Source organism: Viscerimonas tarda (genome assembly GCF_054601255.1).
Window position 1 is genome coordinate 26,444 of sequence record NZ_BAAHWV010000008.1, and the last position, 18,959, is coordinate 45,402.

Genomic DNA, 18,959 nt, shown 5'->3' on the forward strand with positions numbered 1-18,959 from the left:
ATGAATTGACTGATTTCAAACAATATATAATCTGCGTAATTTGCGTTCTTATATACTGTGTGCTATTTATAGGTCATCTCCTCAAAAACCCTCAAACTCAAGCACCTGCACCATTTGCGGGTCGGTATTTGTTATGCCTTCCGAATCGGCTTGATTTACATGTTGAACATAGACGTGCAGCAGGCCTTGATTTTTCCATAACTCGGTATCGAAACTGGGTTCCCACGAGCCTACCGGAAAATCGGTCAGGTCTTTGATTTGCCAGTTGTTTTTCTTTATATTGTTGCAAATGGCAATGGATACTTTTTCCGACCGTTCTTCATCCCTGAACAACAAGCCCAATGTTACTTTCTTTCCTTTTATTTTGGCAACAACCTGCGGACGCGAAATGGGTGTGCGCTTGGTTCCGTATCCACTAATCGAAAACGGCAATGTGCGGAAATTCAGGTTTGATGTTTGCCACTTCTTTCCATCATGATAAACAATGTGGTATTGAGGAACGGTGGAATCCTTTTCTTTCCAATAGGTGGCAATGTAGGGATTGCCGGCCTTGTCCGCCGTCATGGATGTTTGATTGATTAAATCGCTGTTCTGTGGAATAATACAGGCATATTCGGCGGTCTCTGCCGTAACAGGAAGGTCGTACTTAACTCCTTTCGTGTTTTCCCAGGTCTTGCCGCCATCGGTCGAACGGGCGTAGCACATATCGTGATTGGTCGCCACATCGCCTGTTTCGCGCCAAACCCATGACAAATGGAGGACGCCTTTACCATCCAAACAGGCTTGCCAATAAGCATTCCGCTGACCTTGTCCGCCAATCAGATTTTCGTGCAGTTGCTGCCATGTTTTTGTCTTCAAATCGTAGCGGTTCAGCGCCAGATTTCCTTGCCCCGACTGGCCGTCGCGATAGATAAAAATCAAGTCTCCGTTTGGCATCCGGTAAAACTCGGGGTAGGTAACTTTTCCTTCTTTTTTGCCGGTCATGCTTTCCTTATCGCCCAATTGCAGCGAAAGAGGAGCGATACCCTTTGCATACCTCAACGGATGCCCGTGATGATCCCACGAAACATGCAGATAGCCGTCGCCGTCCGTCATGATATTAATGCCATTATGGGCATCTTTCACATTCCCTTTGTATTGCGTTTTGTTGATTTGCCATTGTGTTTCGCCTAACTTCCGCTTGGCCAGCGTCATAAAGCCATCGTTGTCGTAATAGGCCACGAATTGCGTATCGCCGTGGCTAACGATAGAGTTCTTCCTGAAAACAGTCGCATTGACCGAATTATTAGACCAAGCCTCAGCCACAGGAATCAAACGCTGCGATTCAACGGCTTGTGGCAACAAAAAAGCTAAAATAGCTAACAAATTTACGAATTTCATATTACTTACGAGTTTTAGTTTAGGCGTAGGGGGCTGTCTAAAAAGTCTGTCATCCTGTGCTTGACACGGGATCTCCTGAGTAAATGTGCAATGATTGTCAGGAGATTGCGGGTCTTAGCCCGCAATGACAAGCTTTCTTTTTTCGCTTCGCGCCAATTGGCACATTATTCACATTATTATTATTGGCACATTATTATTCATTATTTAGGCGAAATAGCCTCAAATCCCTTAACACCTTCCTTGAAGATATACGGCGCAACACCCTCTTCCACTTTGGCTTTGTAGTTGAACAGGTGCACGTCCGTTGCATCTTTCAACCAGACGGACGAGCGATAGTCGGGTTTTGCAAAGCTAATCTGAATATTATTCAGCTCAACATTCCGTGCATGGCGAATAAAAAAGCCCGAAGCCGGAATTGTTCCGAACATCCAGGGTTCGGGATACAGGTTTTCGCTTTCGGGAGGGTCGAGCTTCCCGTCTTCTCTGGTATATCCACCGGCAAACAGTATGCGGATATTGTTCAGGGTAACATCCTCGATGTATTGGTCGGGAATTCCGCTGATAATGCACGAATAGCGCGAATCGGCATTATACACATTCACATTGCTGATTGTTATCCGGCGCATCTTTCCGGCAGGCGTACCTTTCGGGCTGCGCATACGAGCGCCCAGACGCAAGAATATCGGTGCATTCACTATATCGCGCATGGTGATGTTATCTATCACAACATCTTCGAGAAAACCGCCGTCAACGGTTTCCAAGGCCAATCCGCGACAACGCTCGAACACGCAATTCGAGATGGTTATATTTCGGAATCCCCCACTCGATTCGGTTCCCATTTTTATCCGGCCTGTTACAAATCCCTGGTCGGGGGCCTGTGGCTCATAGCGTTCAAACGTTCCGGCCAAAACGCTGCCTTTATCGTAACCGCTCACAAAACAGTTTGTAATGGTTACATTTTCCGTATCGCGAAAGAAACCCAGCCCATAACTGCTTTTCAAAACAATGGCATCATCCCAGGGAGCATTCACCGAACAATCGGAGATGCGGACATTGCGGCAACAATCTATATCGAAGCCGTCGCGGTTGGTATCTATCCACAGGTTGTGCAATGTCATATTATCGACACCTGTCGCCAACAAGGCAAAGTGTCCGCCGTTTACCATTTGTATATCCTTAATTGTTACGCTTTTACACAGTTTAAGGCTGATAGCCTTATTCCCTACTCCGGGCAAACGGCTCTCTTCGCGCGTCAATCCGCGTCCATCAATCCGGCCTTGTCCGCTTATTGTAATATTTTCGAGGCCAATGCCCCAGATAAGACTGTTCTTCCAGTGGCTGTGCCCGAAATCCTGAAACATGTTGTGCTCGTTGTCTTCGGCCAAATCGTATCCGCCGTCCTTATCGGGATAAGCGGCAAGAATTGTGCTGCCGGCATCCAGATACAGGTTGATATTGCTTTGCAGGCGTATCGAGTAGCTGAGGTAGGTTCCGGCAGGAAACACAATTGTGCCGCCGCCATTCTTCACAGCCTCCTCTATGGCCTTGTTTATAAACGGCGAATCAATTTGCTTGCCATCGCCTTTCGCCCCATAATCTTTCACATTGTAGGTAAATGCCATCATGTGTACAAAGCTAAACAAAAGAACGACTAATAGTGTATTTTTTTTCATGATATAGTTGATATTATATGAATTATTCCATTATTTCGGACTGTTACGCGTGCTGAAAACCTTGTAAAGTTCAGCCGCAATAACCAAATGTCCCAAATCGTTGGGGTGAAGTGTATCGCCCGGCAAAAAACAATCGTTTCGTCCTGCCAGGGGAGTATATAAATCAATGAGTTTATACTTTTTCTTTTTGGCCACCTCTTTCAGTATGGGTATAATCTCTTTTTGCAAAACATCCGGTTGATGCGCCCACTTCCTGCTGGGAAGTATGGGTATCGGCAGGCACAAGTAAATTTGAGGCTTCGATTCCAGCTTTTCAAACTCTTCGCACAAGGCAATAACATCCTGCCTGAAATTCTTGGCATAATTGTCCGTGTTCCACACGCGGGGTTGAGAATCGTTCGTACCCAGTTTAATGGTTACAATATCGGGCTGAAATTCTTTGGCGGCGGTGTATTTATCGGTCTTGTCGTAAGCCTTGTAGGTATTGCGGGAAGCCGTAGCGCCACTCACGCCAAAATTCTGTATGTCGAATTTTTCGCCCATCAATTGCGAGAAGATGCCTACATATCCTTTTTTTACCCGGTCGCTTGCGCCCACACCGGCTGTAATACTGTTGCCGACACAGGCTATTTTAAGCGGTTTATCCTGTGCGTTGGCAGCAACAACAAAAACCAATAAAAAACAGAGAGCAATGTATATTTGCTTTTTCATAGAATTAGTTTATCTGACAGGTTATTTTTTTTCGGGAGGCATCAAGCGGAAGGTTCTTAGCAACGAGGCATCGCCATACATGGTATGGTGGCGCGACAAGTTCCAAAAGCCATTCTTCTCTTTCCCCTGGTTGTTATCGTAGTCGATGACTGCCCAGCAAAGGCCAATCAATTTGTTTTCGTACAATTCGGACACAACCGAATATCTTGGGCCTTTGGGCGAGGCATAGTCAAAAGGCGTGATATAGAATTCCATGCGGAGTTTTCCGTTCGCCCCTTCCTTGAAATTGTAATTGTAGGCAAACTTCGAGTAAGGATTGCCTTTCAGCCATTCCTGCGGGCCCCAGTACATGCACCAATCGTCTTTTTTGGGTGGCGTATAAATGTGGTAATTCTGCGCTTGCCTGCCGTGAAAGAGGTTCCAGGCTTCCTCTTTGCTTACATCCTTATGCGGGTAAAATTTATCAATAAACACCCCACCCGACCGGTCGCCGTCCACTACCACTTCAAATATATCCACCATCAGGTCGTTTCGTGTAAACGACCAGTAATCGTCGTATGCTTCGTAATAGAAGTAAAGACGGCTGAGGCCTTTCACCCAACCCACTTTCACACGTATGTCCAAGTTCGATTTGTCCGGTTTTTTGTGTTTCCCTTCATCTTCCGTCATTTCATTTATGCCTATTTCGTACGATGCCGGAACAATATTCCAATCATTGAACTTTCCGTCTATCACGGGAACTTTATCTCCGGGGAAACAAAAAATGCGGAATATAGCCGTATCCGATTGAGCGCACAAATCCGGTACGAGTAAACAAGCAAAAAGAATAGCCGGTGCAAATATTTTCTTTTTCATTTTTTATATTAATAGATGTGCGTAAAGTATTTAGAGTGATTGTCCAGCCGGATTTGCAATCCGGCTGTAAGGAATATAAGGATTTATAATCCGACTAAAAAACAACTTTATGTCTAATTTAGTGGTTATAAATTTCTTTCGGATTATAAATCCTTATATTCTATACGATTGGATTATAAATCCAATCGGACGAAAGGACGAAAGAACTTTAAACTACATTCTTATTTCTTCCACTCTGCTTCAAACAGCGAAGATAGCATATAATATTTATAATCGGAATTCCGGCTTTGTTTATAAATGCAAAAATATTCCTTTTGGGCCTTACTGAGTGGCACAAGAGCCGTCAACACGGGTGCGTCCGTATCTTTTCCCGACCCGAACAACGCCAAGGGACTATCTTGTACGCGGGCATCCGCCAACCTTATCTCGGATGTTAGAGGCATAACGCCCTGAATCGTTCTTAAACGCATACTTTCGCCGTAATACAAGGTGAAAGAAGTGTGCTCCAAGCTAAATACATTGTACTTGCAATAGAGGGGATTCAGCGAAGGGGTTTCGGTATCGGTCAGCGCCTTTCCGTATGCTCCGCCATAAGACCAAAACAGACTTGCCTTTTCGGGCAAGTTGCTGTTATCCAATTCTATAACTACCCCATTTGTATTACTTAACGAAACAAGACTAAAAACCAGTTCGCCCTTTTTAAGCAAGGGGTCGGAAACGGTGTAGGTAATTTTGTTGCCGGTTTGCTTGAGCTCTTTTTTCTCAAAGTCGCCAATCCATTTACTTTCTCCGTCAACTACCAAGCCAAATTTCAGGTTACCAGCCATTTCGGGCAAATTGAATGCCAATTCGGGGTGGTCGGCAGCCTGTATTTTTGCATCTCTCAGCCCTGTCAGCCGACGCAAAAACTGCGTTTCGGCATAGGCGCCATTCAGTGGAATCTCCACATTTTTACTGTGCTGAATATCCACTTCCGAATTGTCTTTAATCCTGACCCGGATGTTCTTCACCGACCAATCGGCGGCATAGGCTACCCTTCCGGCTCTTTCGGCCCGAACGTTCAGGTTCTCGAAGAAGAAGTTTTTCAGGATGGACGTTTCGCTTCCCGTAGCGCTTACAAAACGATTGGCCTGCTTTATATTAAAATCCGACAAATAAATATTGTTAAAGTGGGGCGTTCCGGCTTCGGGCGAAACCCGTTCCAACATTTTCACCCAATGCGCGGGCAAAACCTTGCCTTCATATTCTTTCGGCAAAGTGGAATAGCTGTATGCGGGATTCCAGTTGGTGGTGGCTTCAAAAGCTATTCCCACATTTTCCATTTCAATGTCTTTCACATAGATGTGCTCTACTGTTCCACCGCGGTTCATCGCCGATTTCAGACGAATACCTACGCCTGTGCCTTTGGCTTTAAGTCCATAAGCCAACACATAACGGATACCGCCCGACGTTTCGCTGCCACAGGTAAAAAGTCCGCCGCCGGCTCTCGAAATACAGTTACGAATCACGATATACTCGGTGGGTCTGTTCACACGCAAACCATCCGCATCGCGACCGGCTTTCAGGCAAAAATTATCATCGTTGCAATCTATATCGCAGTTTTCGACCAGAATGCGAGATGAAGAATCTATGTCGATGCCATCGGTACTGGGGCCATGTCCGCCCAGGTTGTTTTGCACCACAATGCCGTCAACAGTACAGTAAGAGGAGTAAAGTACCTGCACCGTCCAAAATCCGGCCTGCTGAAAAGTTATTCCTTTGAGCGTAATATCCGACGAGCGGGAGATGAGCAGCGTGCGGGGGCGTTCGCAATCGTAATCAACTATCCAGCGCAGGCCTCTGCTATTGTAATCCCTGGCCATTGTGCGGTACTTTTCCCAGAACACTTTGCCTTGCGCATGTACAATACCATCGCCGCTAATCAGCACATTTTTCTGGTCAAGTACATTTATCAAAGCCGAAGGCCAGCGCATTTCTACTCCGGCAACACGCGTATCTATTGTTGGATAATCCTTCAAATCCTGACTGCCCAAAAGCGTAGTTCCTTTTGGTATCTGGAAATGTACGCCTTCCTTCAAATAAATTGATCCGGTGAGGTAACTTCCCCTGTCGAAGGTTACAATTCCGCCTCCGTTTCCGGCACAGGCATCAATTGCTTTTTGTATGGCGGCAGTATTCATTGTTAGTCCATCGGCAACCGCGCCATAATTGGATACAAGGTATTGTCTGGTTTTATCCGGCGTCTTTCTGGCGCCAACATCCTCCGCCCATTTCAAATCGGAGATATTGAATGCTTGAGCCTGAAAACCGGTAAATAACACGCCGATTAAGCAGATTAATGCATAAACTGTTCCTCGCTTCATCTTGCTGTAAATTATTTCTTTTTATTCAATTTCAATATTTCCACGCCTGTATCTATGATTAGTCCAAGGCCGTGTTTTTCGTTATCGCCAACCGGACGGGTAAAGTAGAACGGCAGGTCATCGGAGATACCGGTTCCTACACATACATTGCTAAACTTTCCTTCTTTTGTTATCTGGGTCGTTTTCAAGGCTCTCCATCCGGCTTGTGCTATGCGGGCGTAGGCCGGGTCAATCCATCCCTTATTCACCCCTTTTGCAATGCCATACACATACATCGCCGTTACCGACGACTCGTCGTACGAATCGGATTTGTCCAGTAACTGGTTCCACATTCCGTTCTCGTTTTGGTAGCGGGAAGCGCCCACAATCTGCTTTTCGAGTAGCGTTACCAGTTCGGCGCGCCGCGGGTGATTCGCCGGCATCACATCCAGCAAACGTACAAGCGACACCATTATCCATCCGTTGGCACGACCCCAGAAAGCAACACCGTTCCGTTTCAAGTCGGTATAATAGCAGTGGTAGAACAACTGCTTTTCGGGGCGCCACAAATAGTTGCCTATGTTTATAATCTGTTTGGCGCCTTCGTCAAAATACTTGGCCTCGCCGGTCAGTTTTCCCATCTGAGACAAAAAAGAAACGCTCATATACACATCATCGGCCCACACGGTATTTTTTCGGGGAAAAGTGCGGCAGAGTGTGCCGTCGTCTAAACGGGTTTGTCCCTTCATGATGTGGTTGGCGGCATTATCAATGTATTGCTTATACTCGGGCCTGGCATCCAATTGATATACTTCTATAACGGCCGAACCCATCGCACCGCAATCGTCCAGTTCTTTCATGTTCCAAAGCTGACCGAAAGGCCATGTCCAATGTTTGCGGTCGTTGCGGAAAGTATTTTTAAAATATTCGTAGTTCGCAAAGCCAAAAGCGACGTGATTTTTTGCATAATCAATGTATTTGGGTTCGTTCAGGTATTTTCCCAAATCCACCATGCTCATATCCAGTACCCCATTCGAATAATGCCATTCGGTCAGTGGGCTTTTGAACTTCACATCTTCTCCTTTCGGAATTTCGTTTGTACTACTGTATGTAGCGCCCGTTTTTACACCTACAAATTGTGTTACAGGTTCCTTTAAAATATTATCCGCCACAGCTCTTATGGCCTCCTCATCCGAGCGCTGCTGTGCAAAAACAGAGCAAGCAGCAACCGATAAAAGACCTATAACCAATGATTTTCTGTTCATACGTTTCAATTTTTATACGTTTTATTTCTTGTTTATATTCATTCCCATCCGGTTTGTCCGATGACATAAACCGAGTTTGCGGGATATTGATTGTATCCATAGGTTGACCCTTCGCCATAAATTGTAGTTAATGCAAAAAACAACAACAGCGTAAATAAACAGCAAACTTTTTTCATCATTTCAAATTTCAAGTGTTTCAAGTGTTTGTTTCTTAGATGATTCCAAGTTTTGCTTATCGGGTCAATCCATGTGGAATACTTCTTGCAATGGAATAGATACGGGCGAATTATCGGGATTGGTATCCATAATATCCGCCATGTAGGCCCACCATTTGGCAACGATGGGGTTGGCGCCCAAATCCTGAGACGAACCCTCGCCACTCACCACCTGACAGGCATACAGCACATTGGTTTCCTTGTCCCAGAAAATGGTGTAATCCGACACACCGCTGTCTTTTAATAACTGTTTCAGTTCAGGCCATATAGCATTGTGCCTTTTAGCGTATTCAACCTCGCATCCGGGTTTCAGGTACATTTTAAATGCTTCTCTTCTCATAGTCATTTACATTTTATTTTTTCGAGAGATTGATGGCAACCGGTTTATCCCTGTCGCACACAATCGCTCCGTTTTTATATTCCAATTCGGCCACCTGTATCGAACTTCTCCGCGTTTCGTACGAATCATTCGCTCCGGCGCCTGCCGTCCGCCCGGGATGGGTGAAGTAAAAGATATAGGCTTTATCGCCCTTGACAACCACATCGGCATGAAGTCCGTTTGTGCCGTCATCCAAGCCTTTTCCGGGGTGTTCGAGTATGTTTTCGGGCTGACGTATCCATTCTTTCAGGTCGGTGGATGAGTAAACGCCCAGTCCCCGCCAGTTATCCACTACCATAAAAAACTTTTTCTGCCAGTAAAACACTTTCGGGCCTTCGCCTGCACGGTCGGCCACGGCTTTCCCTACATCTTCCCAGTTGTACAAATCTTTGCTCCGGGCATAATATATCGACTTGCTGTCTTTTTCGTTGTTGTAATACAAGTACCACCAACCGTCTTTTGTCCGAAACACGCTTGCATCTATCACCTTGTCCGAAGCCAATTTCAGCACGGCTTCAAACTTCCAGTCTATCAGGTTCTTACTTGTCAGATGAACAATATCGCGCGGATGCTTCCAGTCGGTAAATGTTCCGGGCACAACCGTCAGGTACATGTGATAGACCCCTTTATGTTCGATAACATCGGGCGCCCAAAAGGTATAGCCTTCCTGCCCGTAGTTGATAGCGGCATCGCAGCGGTATTTCCAGGTAGCGCCGCCATCTTCCGATTCGGCAATGCCTATCGGGGCGCCGTGTACCCAATCTACGCCGCTACTTTTTTCGATGTTGGCACGGCGGTTGGTATAGAACATAAACCATTTTTTTTCGGCCTTGTTCCAAACAATCACCGGGTCGGCAGCGCCATCGTATATGCTGTCGCGGTACAAAGGCTTGGCGGCAATTTTTGCCGGTTGCGCATACAAGCCCTCCGACGATACAAACTGCATCGTCAAAAGAGCGACCAAACAAAACAACAAATTTCTCATATATCTCTTTTTTCTTAATCTTCTACACTAAAAATAGGCGCTGTGGTTTTCTGAGGCTTGGTATAGAACTGGATAGCGCTATCGTTCATCCGCGGATAGAATTTCTTGACAAGATTTATCATCTCGCCGCCTGCCAGCAAAACAGGGCCGTAACCATGCGCCGCATAAACATTCACCGGACGATAGTAGTAAAATGCGGGGTCGAAAGCCATTCCCGTACCCACGCAGGTGCCTTCTACCTGTCCTTCGGCGTTCACTTTTGTGGCAACGGCATTCCATCCCAAATTGGCCACGGGGCCATACGCCAAGGGATCGAGCCAGCCTTTATTGATACCTCTGGCATAGCAATACACATAGATGGCTGTTGCCGAAGTTTCGAGGTAAGAGTCGTTTCTGTCCAGCAACTGGTGCCAGAATCCTTCACCCGACTGAAGAGCAGCCAAGCCTTTGGCATGAGCCTTGAACAAGGCAAGCGCTTTCGGATAATCGGGGTGATTTTCGGGCAAAACATCCAGGGTTTCGGCCATGGTCAGAAATGCCCAACCGTTGGCGCGTCCCCAGAAAAAAGCCGGATGATCGTCCATAGATTCCACCCAACCGTGCCTGAACAAGTTTTTTTCGGGCACAAACATTCTGTCCGCAAACTGCCTGATTTGTTTTCCTACTTCATCGAAATATTTACGTTCGCCGGTATATTTTCCCATTTGCGATATAGCCGGAAGGCTCATGTACATATCATCCAGCCACACGGTATTTTTCAGTGGCCTGTTGCGGGCAAAAGTGCCATCAGCCAGACGGTATTCCTTGGTCATGATGTAGTCCATGTAGTTAGTGATTATCGGGCGCAATTCAAAATCGGGATTTGTTCCGGCAAATTTTATCATGGCCGCACACATGGCGCCTGCATCGTCCAGAGCATGGGGGGTCAACAATTGTTTCATTTGCGGGTCGATGACGCCATAATCGTCCATCAGTTTCTTGAAATAGGGCGCCACGTCCGACAACAATTTGAAGCGGTTGTAAACATAATCCGCATACCGCTTGTCGCCCGTAGCGTCGGCCACTTTCAACATCCCCGAATAGGTTACACCCCATTCGTAACTGGCCAAGCGGAAAACGCCTTTCTCCAGCTGCGAATTCTTATCTATTTTGGCATAATCGGTTATTTGCTTGCCCGTGTTTTTATCCACCACCTTGGCCGGATTCGATTTGTCGAGGTAAACCAGTACCCTGTCCAGGGTTCCTTTTATTTTTGCTTCCGTCAATTCCTCGTAGGGAATCTTGTAGTCGGGGGACAAGAGGTGCAAGGGCGTATTGGAATCGTTGAGCGCTTTCTGATTCTTCTGACAAAACGCCGATGATGCGCTAACAAGCAGCGCCGAGGCTAACACAAATTTTACAGCTATCTTAATCATTCTTGTTTATTTATTTTGTTCGTTACTTTATTGTCCATTCGTTCAATATTCCAGATGCGGAGGGATATTGACAAGTACTAAATCGAGTTTTTCCCCATCGCTTGCACGTCCCGATTGGATGTACACCCGCTTATTATCGGGGCTGAACGAGGGATGCGTGTGGTCGGGTTTCATCACATGACCGGCTGTCAGCTTGGTTTGTTCGCCGGTTTTGCAGTTGATGAGATAGACTTCGCCCTCGAAGTTATCGACAGCCGCCCATTTTCCATCCGAAGTTCCGCCACAATGCCAGAATCCCGAACCATAATCCAGTTGTCCCAGCGGTTGCAATTCGTCTGTCCGCACATTGATACGGAACAATCCCGAAGGTTTTTTCCTCAATCGTGGCAAATGACCCATTATCAGGAAGTAAACGTTGTCTTTGTCTATCCAGGCTTCGTGTGTTACCCAGTCGTTGGTGTTTTCTTCGTACAGGGGACGGTTGCCCGATCCATCGGCTTTTGTTATCCACATGCGTTGAGGCGCATCGCCGCCCGTTTCCTGACAATACAATATTTCGCCCGCCACAAACGGATTTGCCTGAACATGTCCCATCGTAAACGGAACATCTATCACAGTCGTAATTTTTCCGGTTTGCAGGTTGATAGCCCGCAAGCCCGATGGCACTTGTTTTATGCGCCATTCTTCATCACTGCCTTTGTACTCTTTTTTAGCTCCCACGCGGCGTACACCGATATAGGCCACCGTTTCGTCGGCATCGAGGCTAAAGCCGCCCGATTCGGCCAAATCATCCGGCAATACGGCTATTGAGCGTTCATATACCGATTTATCTTTTACTGTTTTGGCATAGCTGTCTTTAAACAGCGAATCCAGATTAAGCTCTATCAATGTTTTCTTGTCATCGGCTGATTTACGGAAATAATACAATTTATTCGAGAGCCTTGCCACATTCAAGCTGCCTGTGCCTGTACCCTCGCCGTCGGTCAACTGAATAATTTCGCCGGTATCCTCTTTCACGGCAAACGCTTGCGGGTTTCCATCCGCCGAACGGTCGGAAGAGCGGAAGACAATGAATTTACTGTCGTACGTCCATTGCGGATGCGTTTGATACATCTTTGAATCGCCGGTCTGGCAGCTGGTCAGCACCGTAACAGGAAAACCCGTTACCTTATCTATATACATATACTTTTCCGAAGGAAATATCTTCCCTATATCCGATGCAGAAGCAGCCACCGGAATCAGGCATAAAATCAAGCTTAGTATGTTATAATATTTTTTCATTTTTATTTGTTTGTTTTAACACCCCCTCCAACCTCCCCCAAAGGAGGAAGCTTTTTGAGCCTCCCCTACGGGGGAGGTTGGAGGGGGCTGGTTTTATTTAAGTGTTACATACACATAATCGCTGAACTGGTAGCCACGGAAGGTAACTTTCAGTTCTATTTTTGTTCTCTTTCCTGCCGGAATATCTTTTGTTGTAATTTCCCGTGTCCTTTTTTTGCCGCCGACCGACCACTCGTAAGCGTCATAATCCATTCCGGCATCAAGAACGATACTCTTGCTTGCAACCAGCTCTTTATCGGGGAAACAGTTGCCCAAATCGGCGCCGAAATAAAACCCGGCTTGTGTGGGTTGATTGTAGGCCACATTCTGATAAGCAATGCTCAAGCGGTAAACAGGGTCTTCCAGAAAGGTGTGGAAACGGTAATCGGTATCAATGGTAGAAACATACAACCTCAGGTTTTTATTGTCTTCTGTTCGCAGCAACACCTCTTCGCGCCAGTCGCCCAGCAAATCGGCCTGCAAACACGGATTGGCTTTTGTTCCGTTATTGGATGTACAACCTTCGGCAGTGAGCAAGGTTGTGCTTTCGCCATTCGTGTAATTGTATTTCGTAATCCTGTTTTTGTCAAGTAGTTCGCGCAATAAATCGCCATCCCACCAACAAGCCATATTGGTAGAAACACCCCTTGTCGATGGATTCACCACTTCGCCTTTCACATTGCGGATACCGTGCGAATCGGACGACCACATTTCCAGGCCCGGATGACTGGGATCTATATCGGCAGCCATGCAGCGACCAACATCCATCGGCGATGTTATCTGGAACAACACCTCTCCGGTAGCTGCATCACGGAAAGTCGATCCGTCTTTCTTGTTTTCGTGGCAATCCCATACCTGCAATCCTTTTCGGGTGGGGTCGAAAACAGTCAGGTGCATGGCGTCTCCGTGCCTCAATCCGGTGGTATATAATCCTTTACCGTCATTATCAATGGCACACGAACCGTAAATGATTTCATCGCATCCGTCTCCATCCACATCACCTACGCGCAGGTTGTGATTTCCTTGTCCGCTATAACCTTCATTTCCTGGGGTTTCGGAATCGAACACCCAGCGTTGAGTTAATTTGCCCTTTTTGAAATCGTAAGCAGCCAGCGCCGCGCGCGTATAATAGCCACGACACATCACCACACTCGGATTTACGCCATCCAGGTAAGCCACACAAGCCAGGTGGCGGTCAACCCTGTTTCCCCGGTTGTCGCCCCAGCCACTGCCATCACCCCCTCTAGGCGGATAATAATCAATGGTATGTAGAGCTTCCCCCGTTAATCCGCTAAATACGGTCAGAAATTCGGGGCCATCCAGTATAAAACCTCTTTCGTTTGCATAATCGGCATTCGGGTCTCCAATCACTTTACCCTTGCCATCGACTGTTCCATCGGCTGTTTTCATCACTACTTCCGCCTTGCCGTCTCCGTCCAGGTCATAAACCATGAATTGGGTGTAGTGCGCTCCGGCGCGTATATTCCTACCCAGGTTTATCCGCCAAAGCTTCGTTCCATCCAACTTGTAGCAGTCGAAGAAAACATCAGAAGTGTAACCGGCCTGCGAATTGTCTTTTGCATTGGAGGGATACCATTTCAATATTATTTCGTACTCGCCATCACCGTCAACATCGCCCACACTGGCATCGTTGGCCGAATAGCTGAATTCCCTGCCATTTCTGTCCGTACCGCCCTGAGGCAAGTCCAAGGGTATGTCGATGTAGCCAACGGGCGCATTGGCCGGCAAGGTGTAAGATTGCGATAACTTATCAATTTCCTTACCGTTTTTGACAAGCTTCACCGTATAAATCTGCTTTTCGGCAGATGAAAATCTATCCTCAAAATAAGTCGCCTTTTCGATGGGGATTTCGTTGATTTTCACATCGTTGCGGTAAACGTTAAAGGCCACATTCAACGGGTCGGAAGACAAATACCGCCAGGTAACAACATTGGTTGCCGCATCTTTCTTTATCACCGTGAGGCCGCGCCCCAACTTTTCCCGTTTCAGCTTAGAATAATTGTAATTCGGTTGGGAAAACGAATTACTACAAAAAGCAAATAACAGCAGAACTGTTGTAATTAAACATTTATTTTTCATGGGTTTGTTTTTATATGCTTGTAAATTATTCGTTTACAGGCCAATTTTCAGATTTTACGTGTGCATCTATCATATATCCGGCCAACAACCGCAGCACATCGGGATGTTCGCGCGCCACATTGTTGCGTTCTTCTACGTCCGTTTTCAGGTTGTACAGCTCAAATTCTTTGTCCACATTTTGGCGAATCAATTTCCAGTCGCCCTTTCTTATCGCCTGACCAATTCCGTATCTTGGATATTGTTCCCAATACAAATAGCGTTGTTCCTTATCCATGCTACCCGGATTTTTAATTTCGGGGTATATGCTTATGCCGTCCGGGCGAAGGGTGGTGTATGAGTGGGTTATATCGGCAAATGTCGGCAGCATATCGGGGAAGTAGCACGGGAAATCCGTTACCTTTCCGGCATTCGAGCGGTCGGGTAAACGAACAATCAGCGGCACGCGGATCCCACCTTCGTACAGTTCGCCTTTCCAGCCTCTCAGGTTTCCGTTCAATATCAGTTTTTCGGTTTCGGCAGCCTTGGCTCCGCCATTGTCGGAGGTGAAAATAACGATGGTATTCTTGTCCAGTCCCTGTGCCTTCAGTTGAGCCAAAACCAGCCCGATGCATTCGTCCATGTGCGTAACCAAAGCCGCATACGATTTATCGTTGTCCGACAAATCCATGTCTTTGTAATCGCCTAAAGCCTTGGCATCCAACGGTACATGAGGCGAGTTGTAGGACAAATAGAGGAAAAACGGATTATTCTTCTGACGTTTGAGAAAATCAATCGCCTCGCGCGTAGCACGGTCGGTATTGTGGTCGATGTGTTTATCATTGAGATTGTCCTGTATCACATACTCCTCGCGATTGCGAAAACGGATATAGGGATAATAGTTGTGGCTGTTGGGTTCACGAATCAACCAGCCATAAAACTCCTGAAATCCGCGGTCTAAAGGTCCTGCTGTGGGGTCGAAGCCATCCAAATGCCATTTATTCACCAAGCAGGTTCTGTAACCATTGTTCGACAGCACATTGGCCACGGTCGAATCCTGTGGCTGGAGGTTTGTCCGCATAACGGTACCTATCCCTACCCTGTCGCCGGTGATTCCCCCTGCTTTGCACATATTCCCGCGAATGCGCGTATGGCCGGTATGCAGGCCGGTCATCAGGCAACTCCTTGATGGAGAAGAAACGCTGGCGCCCGCATAACAGTTGGTAAATTTAACGCCATCCTTCGCCAGATTATCAATATTCGGCGTTTTGATGATGTTGTTGCCAAAGCAGGCTAAATCGCCGTATCCCAAGTCATCGGCCAATATAAATACAATATTCGGCTTTTGTTCATTGCCATCTGTTGCAGCCAACACCGCAATCGGCAACGAGCATCCGAATACAAGCGGAAAAAATTTAGTTACTTTATAGATGTTCTTCTTCATGAATATATTATTACTTTGATTATGGCGTAGATTGGGCGTATTCGATACGCCCCTACGTTCATTTTTCATTCTCAATTCTCAATTCATCATTCTCAAAATCCAGCAGCAACCGGTCGAGTATAATGCCTCTGTCCAGTGCATAGATTTTGATTGTATGTTTACCGGGCTTCGTCAGTTTATGGACTGTATTGTTTACCGATTGATTTCTCAGTACGTTTATTTTCCATGTCTCGCTTCTGAACTGGGTTTTAAGGGATACAACCTGGGGCTTTTCGTCATCAATGGCCACCGCATAACGTATATCTTTATCCACCGGATGGTTGGGAATCAGACCAACACTGAGGATAGCACGCCCCATGCTGAAAGTATAAATATCGTACTCCACCGAGTTTACTTCGCCCGGAGCAAGTTCTACCGCAGCTCCGTTATGTCCCAATTCTCTGATTACAGTGGTTTTTGCATTATCGGCTCTCGTATAATCTTTTGCGTTGATAGCTATCATCCGGTTCGATTCGGCAGGGATTTTTTCGTCTTGAGCAATGGCTTTCAGCCCAAAAGTATAGGTATCGTCTCCTATCCTGAGCGAACAATCGCCTTCGACGCTATTTTGTAGCTTATTCCACAGAACGCTGAAAACAAGGCGTTTCTCGGCTTGCATTCCGGTGTTAACTTCATTCACGATCAGCCAGTCCGGCTTGTTGATTACCGCCCATGCAGCCGGAAGGCTTCCTTGCTGCAAGATAGAAATAAACGACTTATTATCAGCCTGTTTTACAAAGGCAGGCAAACTGATGTTTCTTCGATTACCGGTTAAAGCTTCGCTTTCATTTTCAACCCACACCACAGCCTTTGCTACCGGTTTCACCTCCACCGGATTAGGGTAGTTTGCTTCCTGAAATACGGGCAGATTGCGGGGCTTCACGTCCATCATGCCTTTCCACTTTCCGTTTGATATGCCTTCGTTGTATCTGGTGGTCAGCTTTAGCAGTTCGTTGTAAGCCTCACGGCTTTTCGCTGCATATTCATTTGCCACAGGCAGATCATACTGTGCATACAGCCTGGCTTTCTGGGCATACAGCAGTTTTTCGTTCATCCCTGCCGAGGCATATACGGGGTATTCAATCAATTGAAAGAAAGCGTCTTTCTTTTCTTCGGGCAGCTGTTTTGCCAAGGGTTTTAGTTTTTCCTTTATCGCATCGTACGCGTCCAGGCGATTTTTAATTTCATCGCCAAAGCCATAAGGATTAAATTCCGTATCAATTACAGGGGTCTTCCCGCCTTTTACGGAAGCTTCCTCTACCCGGCTCCAACCCATAAACTCGGGTTTGCGGATACTTGCCAGGCGGTAATATTCGTTCATTATTCCGGCTACATCTCCCGAAACTGTTTTTCCAAAATCCCGTTCGTACAGATTAGTCAGGTAATCGGCAGCGTTACCGGCTGTAAAGTCGTCCACATTCCAGGCCATATCCATAAAGAACTCAATATTGTATTCTGCCGGTTTTATGTCGCCCACATTCAATATCCACAATTTGCGGACATTGTTATTCCATGCATTTCTCAATTGCCAATACATCAAAGCCGGTTGCGTGGTGCACAGCCACAAATAATCGTGTGGACGCCCCCAGTACGAGATATGATAATAGATGCCGCCGCCACCCATCCGTTTTTGTTCTTCTTCGTTACTCAAGCGGGTCAGGTAGCCGTAGTTATCATCGCACCACACCAAGGTTACGTCATCGGGTAATTGAAGTCCATTGTCATACACCTCCAGCACTTCCTTATAGGGAATAAAGGCTTGGGGTATTTTTGTTACGTCTTTGCCCACATATTTTTGCAGCAACAATCGCTGATCCTTAATCACTTCCGACAGTACGGTGGTTTGCTCGTCCAAGGTTTTTACGCCTTCCATTTTGCCGTCGTGCACGCCACGCATCCCGATGGTGTAGAAATTATCGGACTTACCCACCTCTTTCAGGCGGTCGGCCCAGTAATTTTGCACATTGGTTTTGTTGGTCAGGTAGTTGTAGTCGCCCATTTTTTTGGTGTCCCATTCACCGGCGCCATTTCGCATCAATGGTTCGCAATGCGATGTGCCGACAACGATGCCGTATTTATCGGCCATTTCTTTGTTTCCTGCCACAAAATAGAATGGAATGGTGCTTTCGTGCATGGCCGGCCAAAGCGTATTTGCCCTGAGGCGAAGCAATAATTCAAATATCTTGCCGTAAGTTTTGGGGCCTATCTGTCCTTTCTGCGCCGATGGTTCAAATGTTTTGCTGCTCCAAGGCATCAAACCCCAGTCTTCGTCATTCAGAAAAATGCCCCTGTATTGCACCGATGGCTGCTGAATAGTCGAATAACCGGAGGGGAGAAGCAGTTCTGTCTTTTTTTCGGGAGCAACATCGGCCCACCATTCCCAGGGCGACACGCCTATCAGTCGCGACAGTTCGAGTATGCCGTAGGCTGTTCCGCGGCTGTCGCTTCCGGCAACTACCAGCTGCTGACTGCCGTTTTGTTCTATTAGCTGTACCTGAAAGGCTTCCCAGCGACCGCTTAACGCCTCGGTTGAAATCAGTTTCTTTTTTACCAACTGTGTTATTTGCCGACTTTTGCCTATCGTCCCTATTATTATTGAGGGCTTATTATTTTTTGCAGCGCCCGCCAAAACAGGCTTTACTCCCGATACATTTTCCATATCGCCGGAAAACAGGTCGAATGCTGTATGCACAACCACATCTTCCTGCTGCTCCAGTAAAACAGTAACAGGTTCGGATTTTTGTATGAGCTTAAATTGCGCCGGATAACAGCACACAATACAAAGCAAAAAACTAACGAGGAATAAACACCTTTTCATGCTAACAAATGTATAGCTGTTTGAGGGTTTACAAAATGCACT

Annotated in this window: 14 protein-coding genes; all 14 read right to left on the bottom strand. The window is 46.6% G+C overall.

Annotated features, from left to right (window positions below):
- Positions 1-81: 81 nt before the first annotated feature.
- The gene (locus tag ACYPWY_RS05045; protein WP_459684342.1) at positions 82-1,380 is read right to left on the bottom strand and encodes an alpha-l-rhamnosidase; all 1,299 of its coding nucleotides are present in this window, start codon (positions 1,378-1,380) and stop codon (positions 82-84) included.
- A 200-nt stretch (positions 1,381-1,580) separates the two neighbouring features.
- Complete coding sequence (locus tag ACYPWY_RS05050) at positions 1,581-3,053, bottom strand: rhamnogalacturonidase (protein ID WP_459684343.1); 1,473 nt, start codon at positions 3,051-3,053, stop codon at positions 1,581-1,583.
- 30 nt (positions 3,054-3,083) lie between these two features.
- A complete protein-coding gene (locus ACYPWY_RS05055) occupies positions 3,084-3,764 on the bottom strand; it encodes a GDSL-type esterase/lipase family protein (protein WP_459684344.1) in 681 nt (226 codons plus the stop codon).
- Positions 3,765-3,785: 21 nt separating this feature from the next.
- A complete protein-coding gene (locus ACYPWY_RS05060) occupies positions 3,786-4,619 on the bottom strand; it encodes a hypothetical protein (RefSeq protein WP_459684345.1) in 834 nt (277 codons plus the stop codon).
- 221 nt (positions 4,620-4,840) lie between these two features.
- Positions 4,841-6,982: a DUF4450 domain-containing protein gene (locus ACYPWY_RS05065; RefSeq protein ID WP_459684346.1), complete on the bottom strand. Its 2,142-nt coding sequence runs from the start codon at positions 6,980-6,982 to the stop codon at positions 4,841-4,843.
- 11 nt (positions 6,983-6,993) lie between these two features.
- Complete coding sequence (locus tag ACYPWY_RS05070) at positions 6,994-8,226, bottom strand: glycoside hydrolase family 88/105 protein (protein WP_459684347.1); 1,233 nt, start codon at positions 8,224-8,226, stop codon at positions 6,994-6,996.
- Positions 8,227-8,264: 38 nt separating this feature from the next.
- Positions 8,265-8,405: a hypothetical protein gene (locus tag ACYPWY_RS05075; RefSeq protein WP_459684348.1), complete on the bottom strand. Its 141-nt coding sequence runs from the start codon at positions 8,403-8,405 to the stop codon at positions 8,265-8,267.
- Positions 8,406-8,466: 61 nt separating this feature from the next.
- Positions 8,467-8,781 carry an L-rhamnose mutarotase gene (gene rhaM, locus ACYPWY_RS05080; protein WP_459684349.1) on the bottom strand — a complete coding sequence of 105 codons (315 nt, stop codon included), beginning with the start codon at positions 8,779-8,781 and terminating at the stop codon, positions 8,467-8,469.
- 13 nt (positions 8,782-8,794) lie between these two features.
- Positions 8,795-9,805 (bottom strand): family 43 glycosylhydrolase, encoded by a 1,011-nt coding sequence (locus tag ACYPWY_RS05085; protein ID WP_459684350.1) that lies wholly within the window; start codon positions 9,803-9,805, stop codon positions 8,795-8,797.
- Between the two features lie 14 nt (positions 9,806-9,819).
- Positions 9,820-11,220, bottom strand: coding sequence for a glycoside hydrolase family 88/105 protein (locus tag ACYPWY_RS05090; RefSeq protein ID WP_459684351.1), 1,401 nt, complete (start codon positions 11,218-11,220; stop codon positions 9,820-9,822).
- Between the two features lie 42 nt (positions 11,221-11,262).
- Positions 11,263-12,501, bottom strand: a complete 1,239-nt coding sequence (locus tag ACYPWY_RS05095; RefSeq protein WP_459684352.1) for an oligogalacturonate lyase family protein — start codon at positions 12,499-12,501, stop codon at positions 11,263-11,265.
- A 93-nt stretch (positions 12,502-12,594) separates the two neighbouring features.
- A complete protein-coding gene (locus ACYPWY_RS05100) occupies positions 12,595-14,640 on the bottom strand; it encodes a rhamnogalacturonan lyase (protein ID WP_459684353.1) in 2,046 nt (681 codons plus the stop codon).
- A 25-nt stretch (positions 14,641-14,665) separates the two neighbouring features.
- A complete protein-coding gene (locus ACYPWY_RS05105; protein ID WP_459684354.1) occupies positions 14,666-16,129 on the bottom strand; it encodes a sulfatase-like hydrolase/transferase in 1,464 nt (487 codons plus the stop codon).
- The gene (locus ACYPWY_RS05110; protein WP_459684355.1) at positions 16,119-18,917 is read right to left on the bottom strand and encodes a glycosyl hydrolase 115 family protein; all 2,799 of its coding nucleotides are present in this window, start codon (positions 18,915-18,917) and stop codon (positions 16,119-16,121) included. The genes ACYPWY_RS05105 and ACYPWY_RS05110 overlap by 11 nt, the downstream gene beginning before the upstream one ends.
- Between the last annotated feature and the right edge of the window lie 42 nt (positions 18,918-18,959).

Excerpts from the sequence above, each read along its gene's own strand:
- ACYPWY_RS05045 (WP_459684342.1), bottom strand. The coding sequence starts at position 1,380 with ATGAAATTCGTAAATTTGTTAGCTATTTTAGCTTTTTTGTTGCCACAA.
- ACYPWY_RS05050 (WP_459684343.1), bottom strand. The coding sequence starts at position 3,053 with ATGAAAAAAAATACACTATTAGTCGTTCTTTTGTTTAGCTTTGTACAC.
- ACYPWY_RS05055 (WP_459684344.1), bottom strand. The coding sequence starts at position 3,764 with ATGAAAAAGCAAATATACATTGCTCTCTGTTTTTTATTGGTTTTTGTT.
- ACYPWY_RS05060 (WP_459684345.1), bottom strand. The coding sequence starts at position 4,619 with ATGAAAAAGAAAATATTTGCACCGGCTATTCTTTTTGCTTGTTTACTC.
- ACYPWY_RS05065 (WP_459684346.1), bottom strand. The coding sequence starts at position 6,982 with ATGAAGCGAGGAACAGTTTATGCATTAATCTGCTTAATCGGCGTGTTA.
- ACYPWY_RS05070 (WP_459684347.1), bottom strand. The coding sequence starts at position 8,226 with ATGAACAGAAAATCATTGGTTATAGGTCTTTTATCGGTTGCTGCTTGC.
- ACYPWY_RS05075 (WP_459684348.1), bottom strand. The coding sequence starts at position 8,405 with ATGATGAAAAAAGTTTGCTGTTTATTTACGCTGTTGTTGTTTTTTGCA.
- rhaM (WP_459684349.1), bottom strand. The coding sequence starts at position 8,781 with ATGAGAAGAGAAGCATTTAAAATGTACCTGAAACCCGGATGCGAGGTT.
- ACYPWY_RS05085 (WP_459684350.1), bottom strand. The coding sequence starts at position 9,805 with ATGAGAAATTTGTTGTTTTGTTTGGTCGCTCTTTTGACGATGCAGTTT.
- ACYPWY_RS05090 (WP_459684351.1), bottom strand. The coding sequence starts at position 11,220 with ATGATTAAGATAGCTGTAAAATTTGTGTTAGCCTCGGCGCTGCTTGTT.
- ACYPWY_RS05095 (WP_459684352.1), bottom strand. The coding sequence starts at position 12,501 with ATGAAAAAATATTATAACATACTAAGCTTGATTTTATGCCTGATTCCG.
- ACYPWY_RS05100 (WP_459684353.1), bottom strand. The coding sequence starts at position 14,640 with ATGAAAAATAAATGTTTAATTACAACAGTTCTGCTGTTATTTGCTTTT.
- ACYPWY_RS05105 (WP_459684354.1), bottom strand. The coding sequence starts at position 16,129 with ATGAAAAATGAACGTAGGGGCGTATCGAATACGCCCAATCTACGCCAT.
- ACYPWY_RS05110 (WP_459684355.1), bottom strand. The coding sequence starts at position 18,917 with ATGAAAAGGTGTTTATTCCTCGTTAGTTTTTTGCTTTGTATTGTGTGC.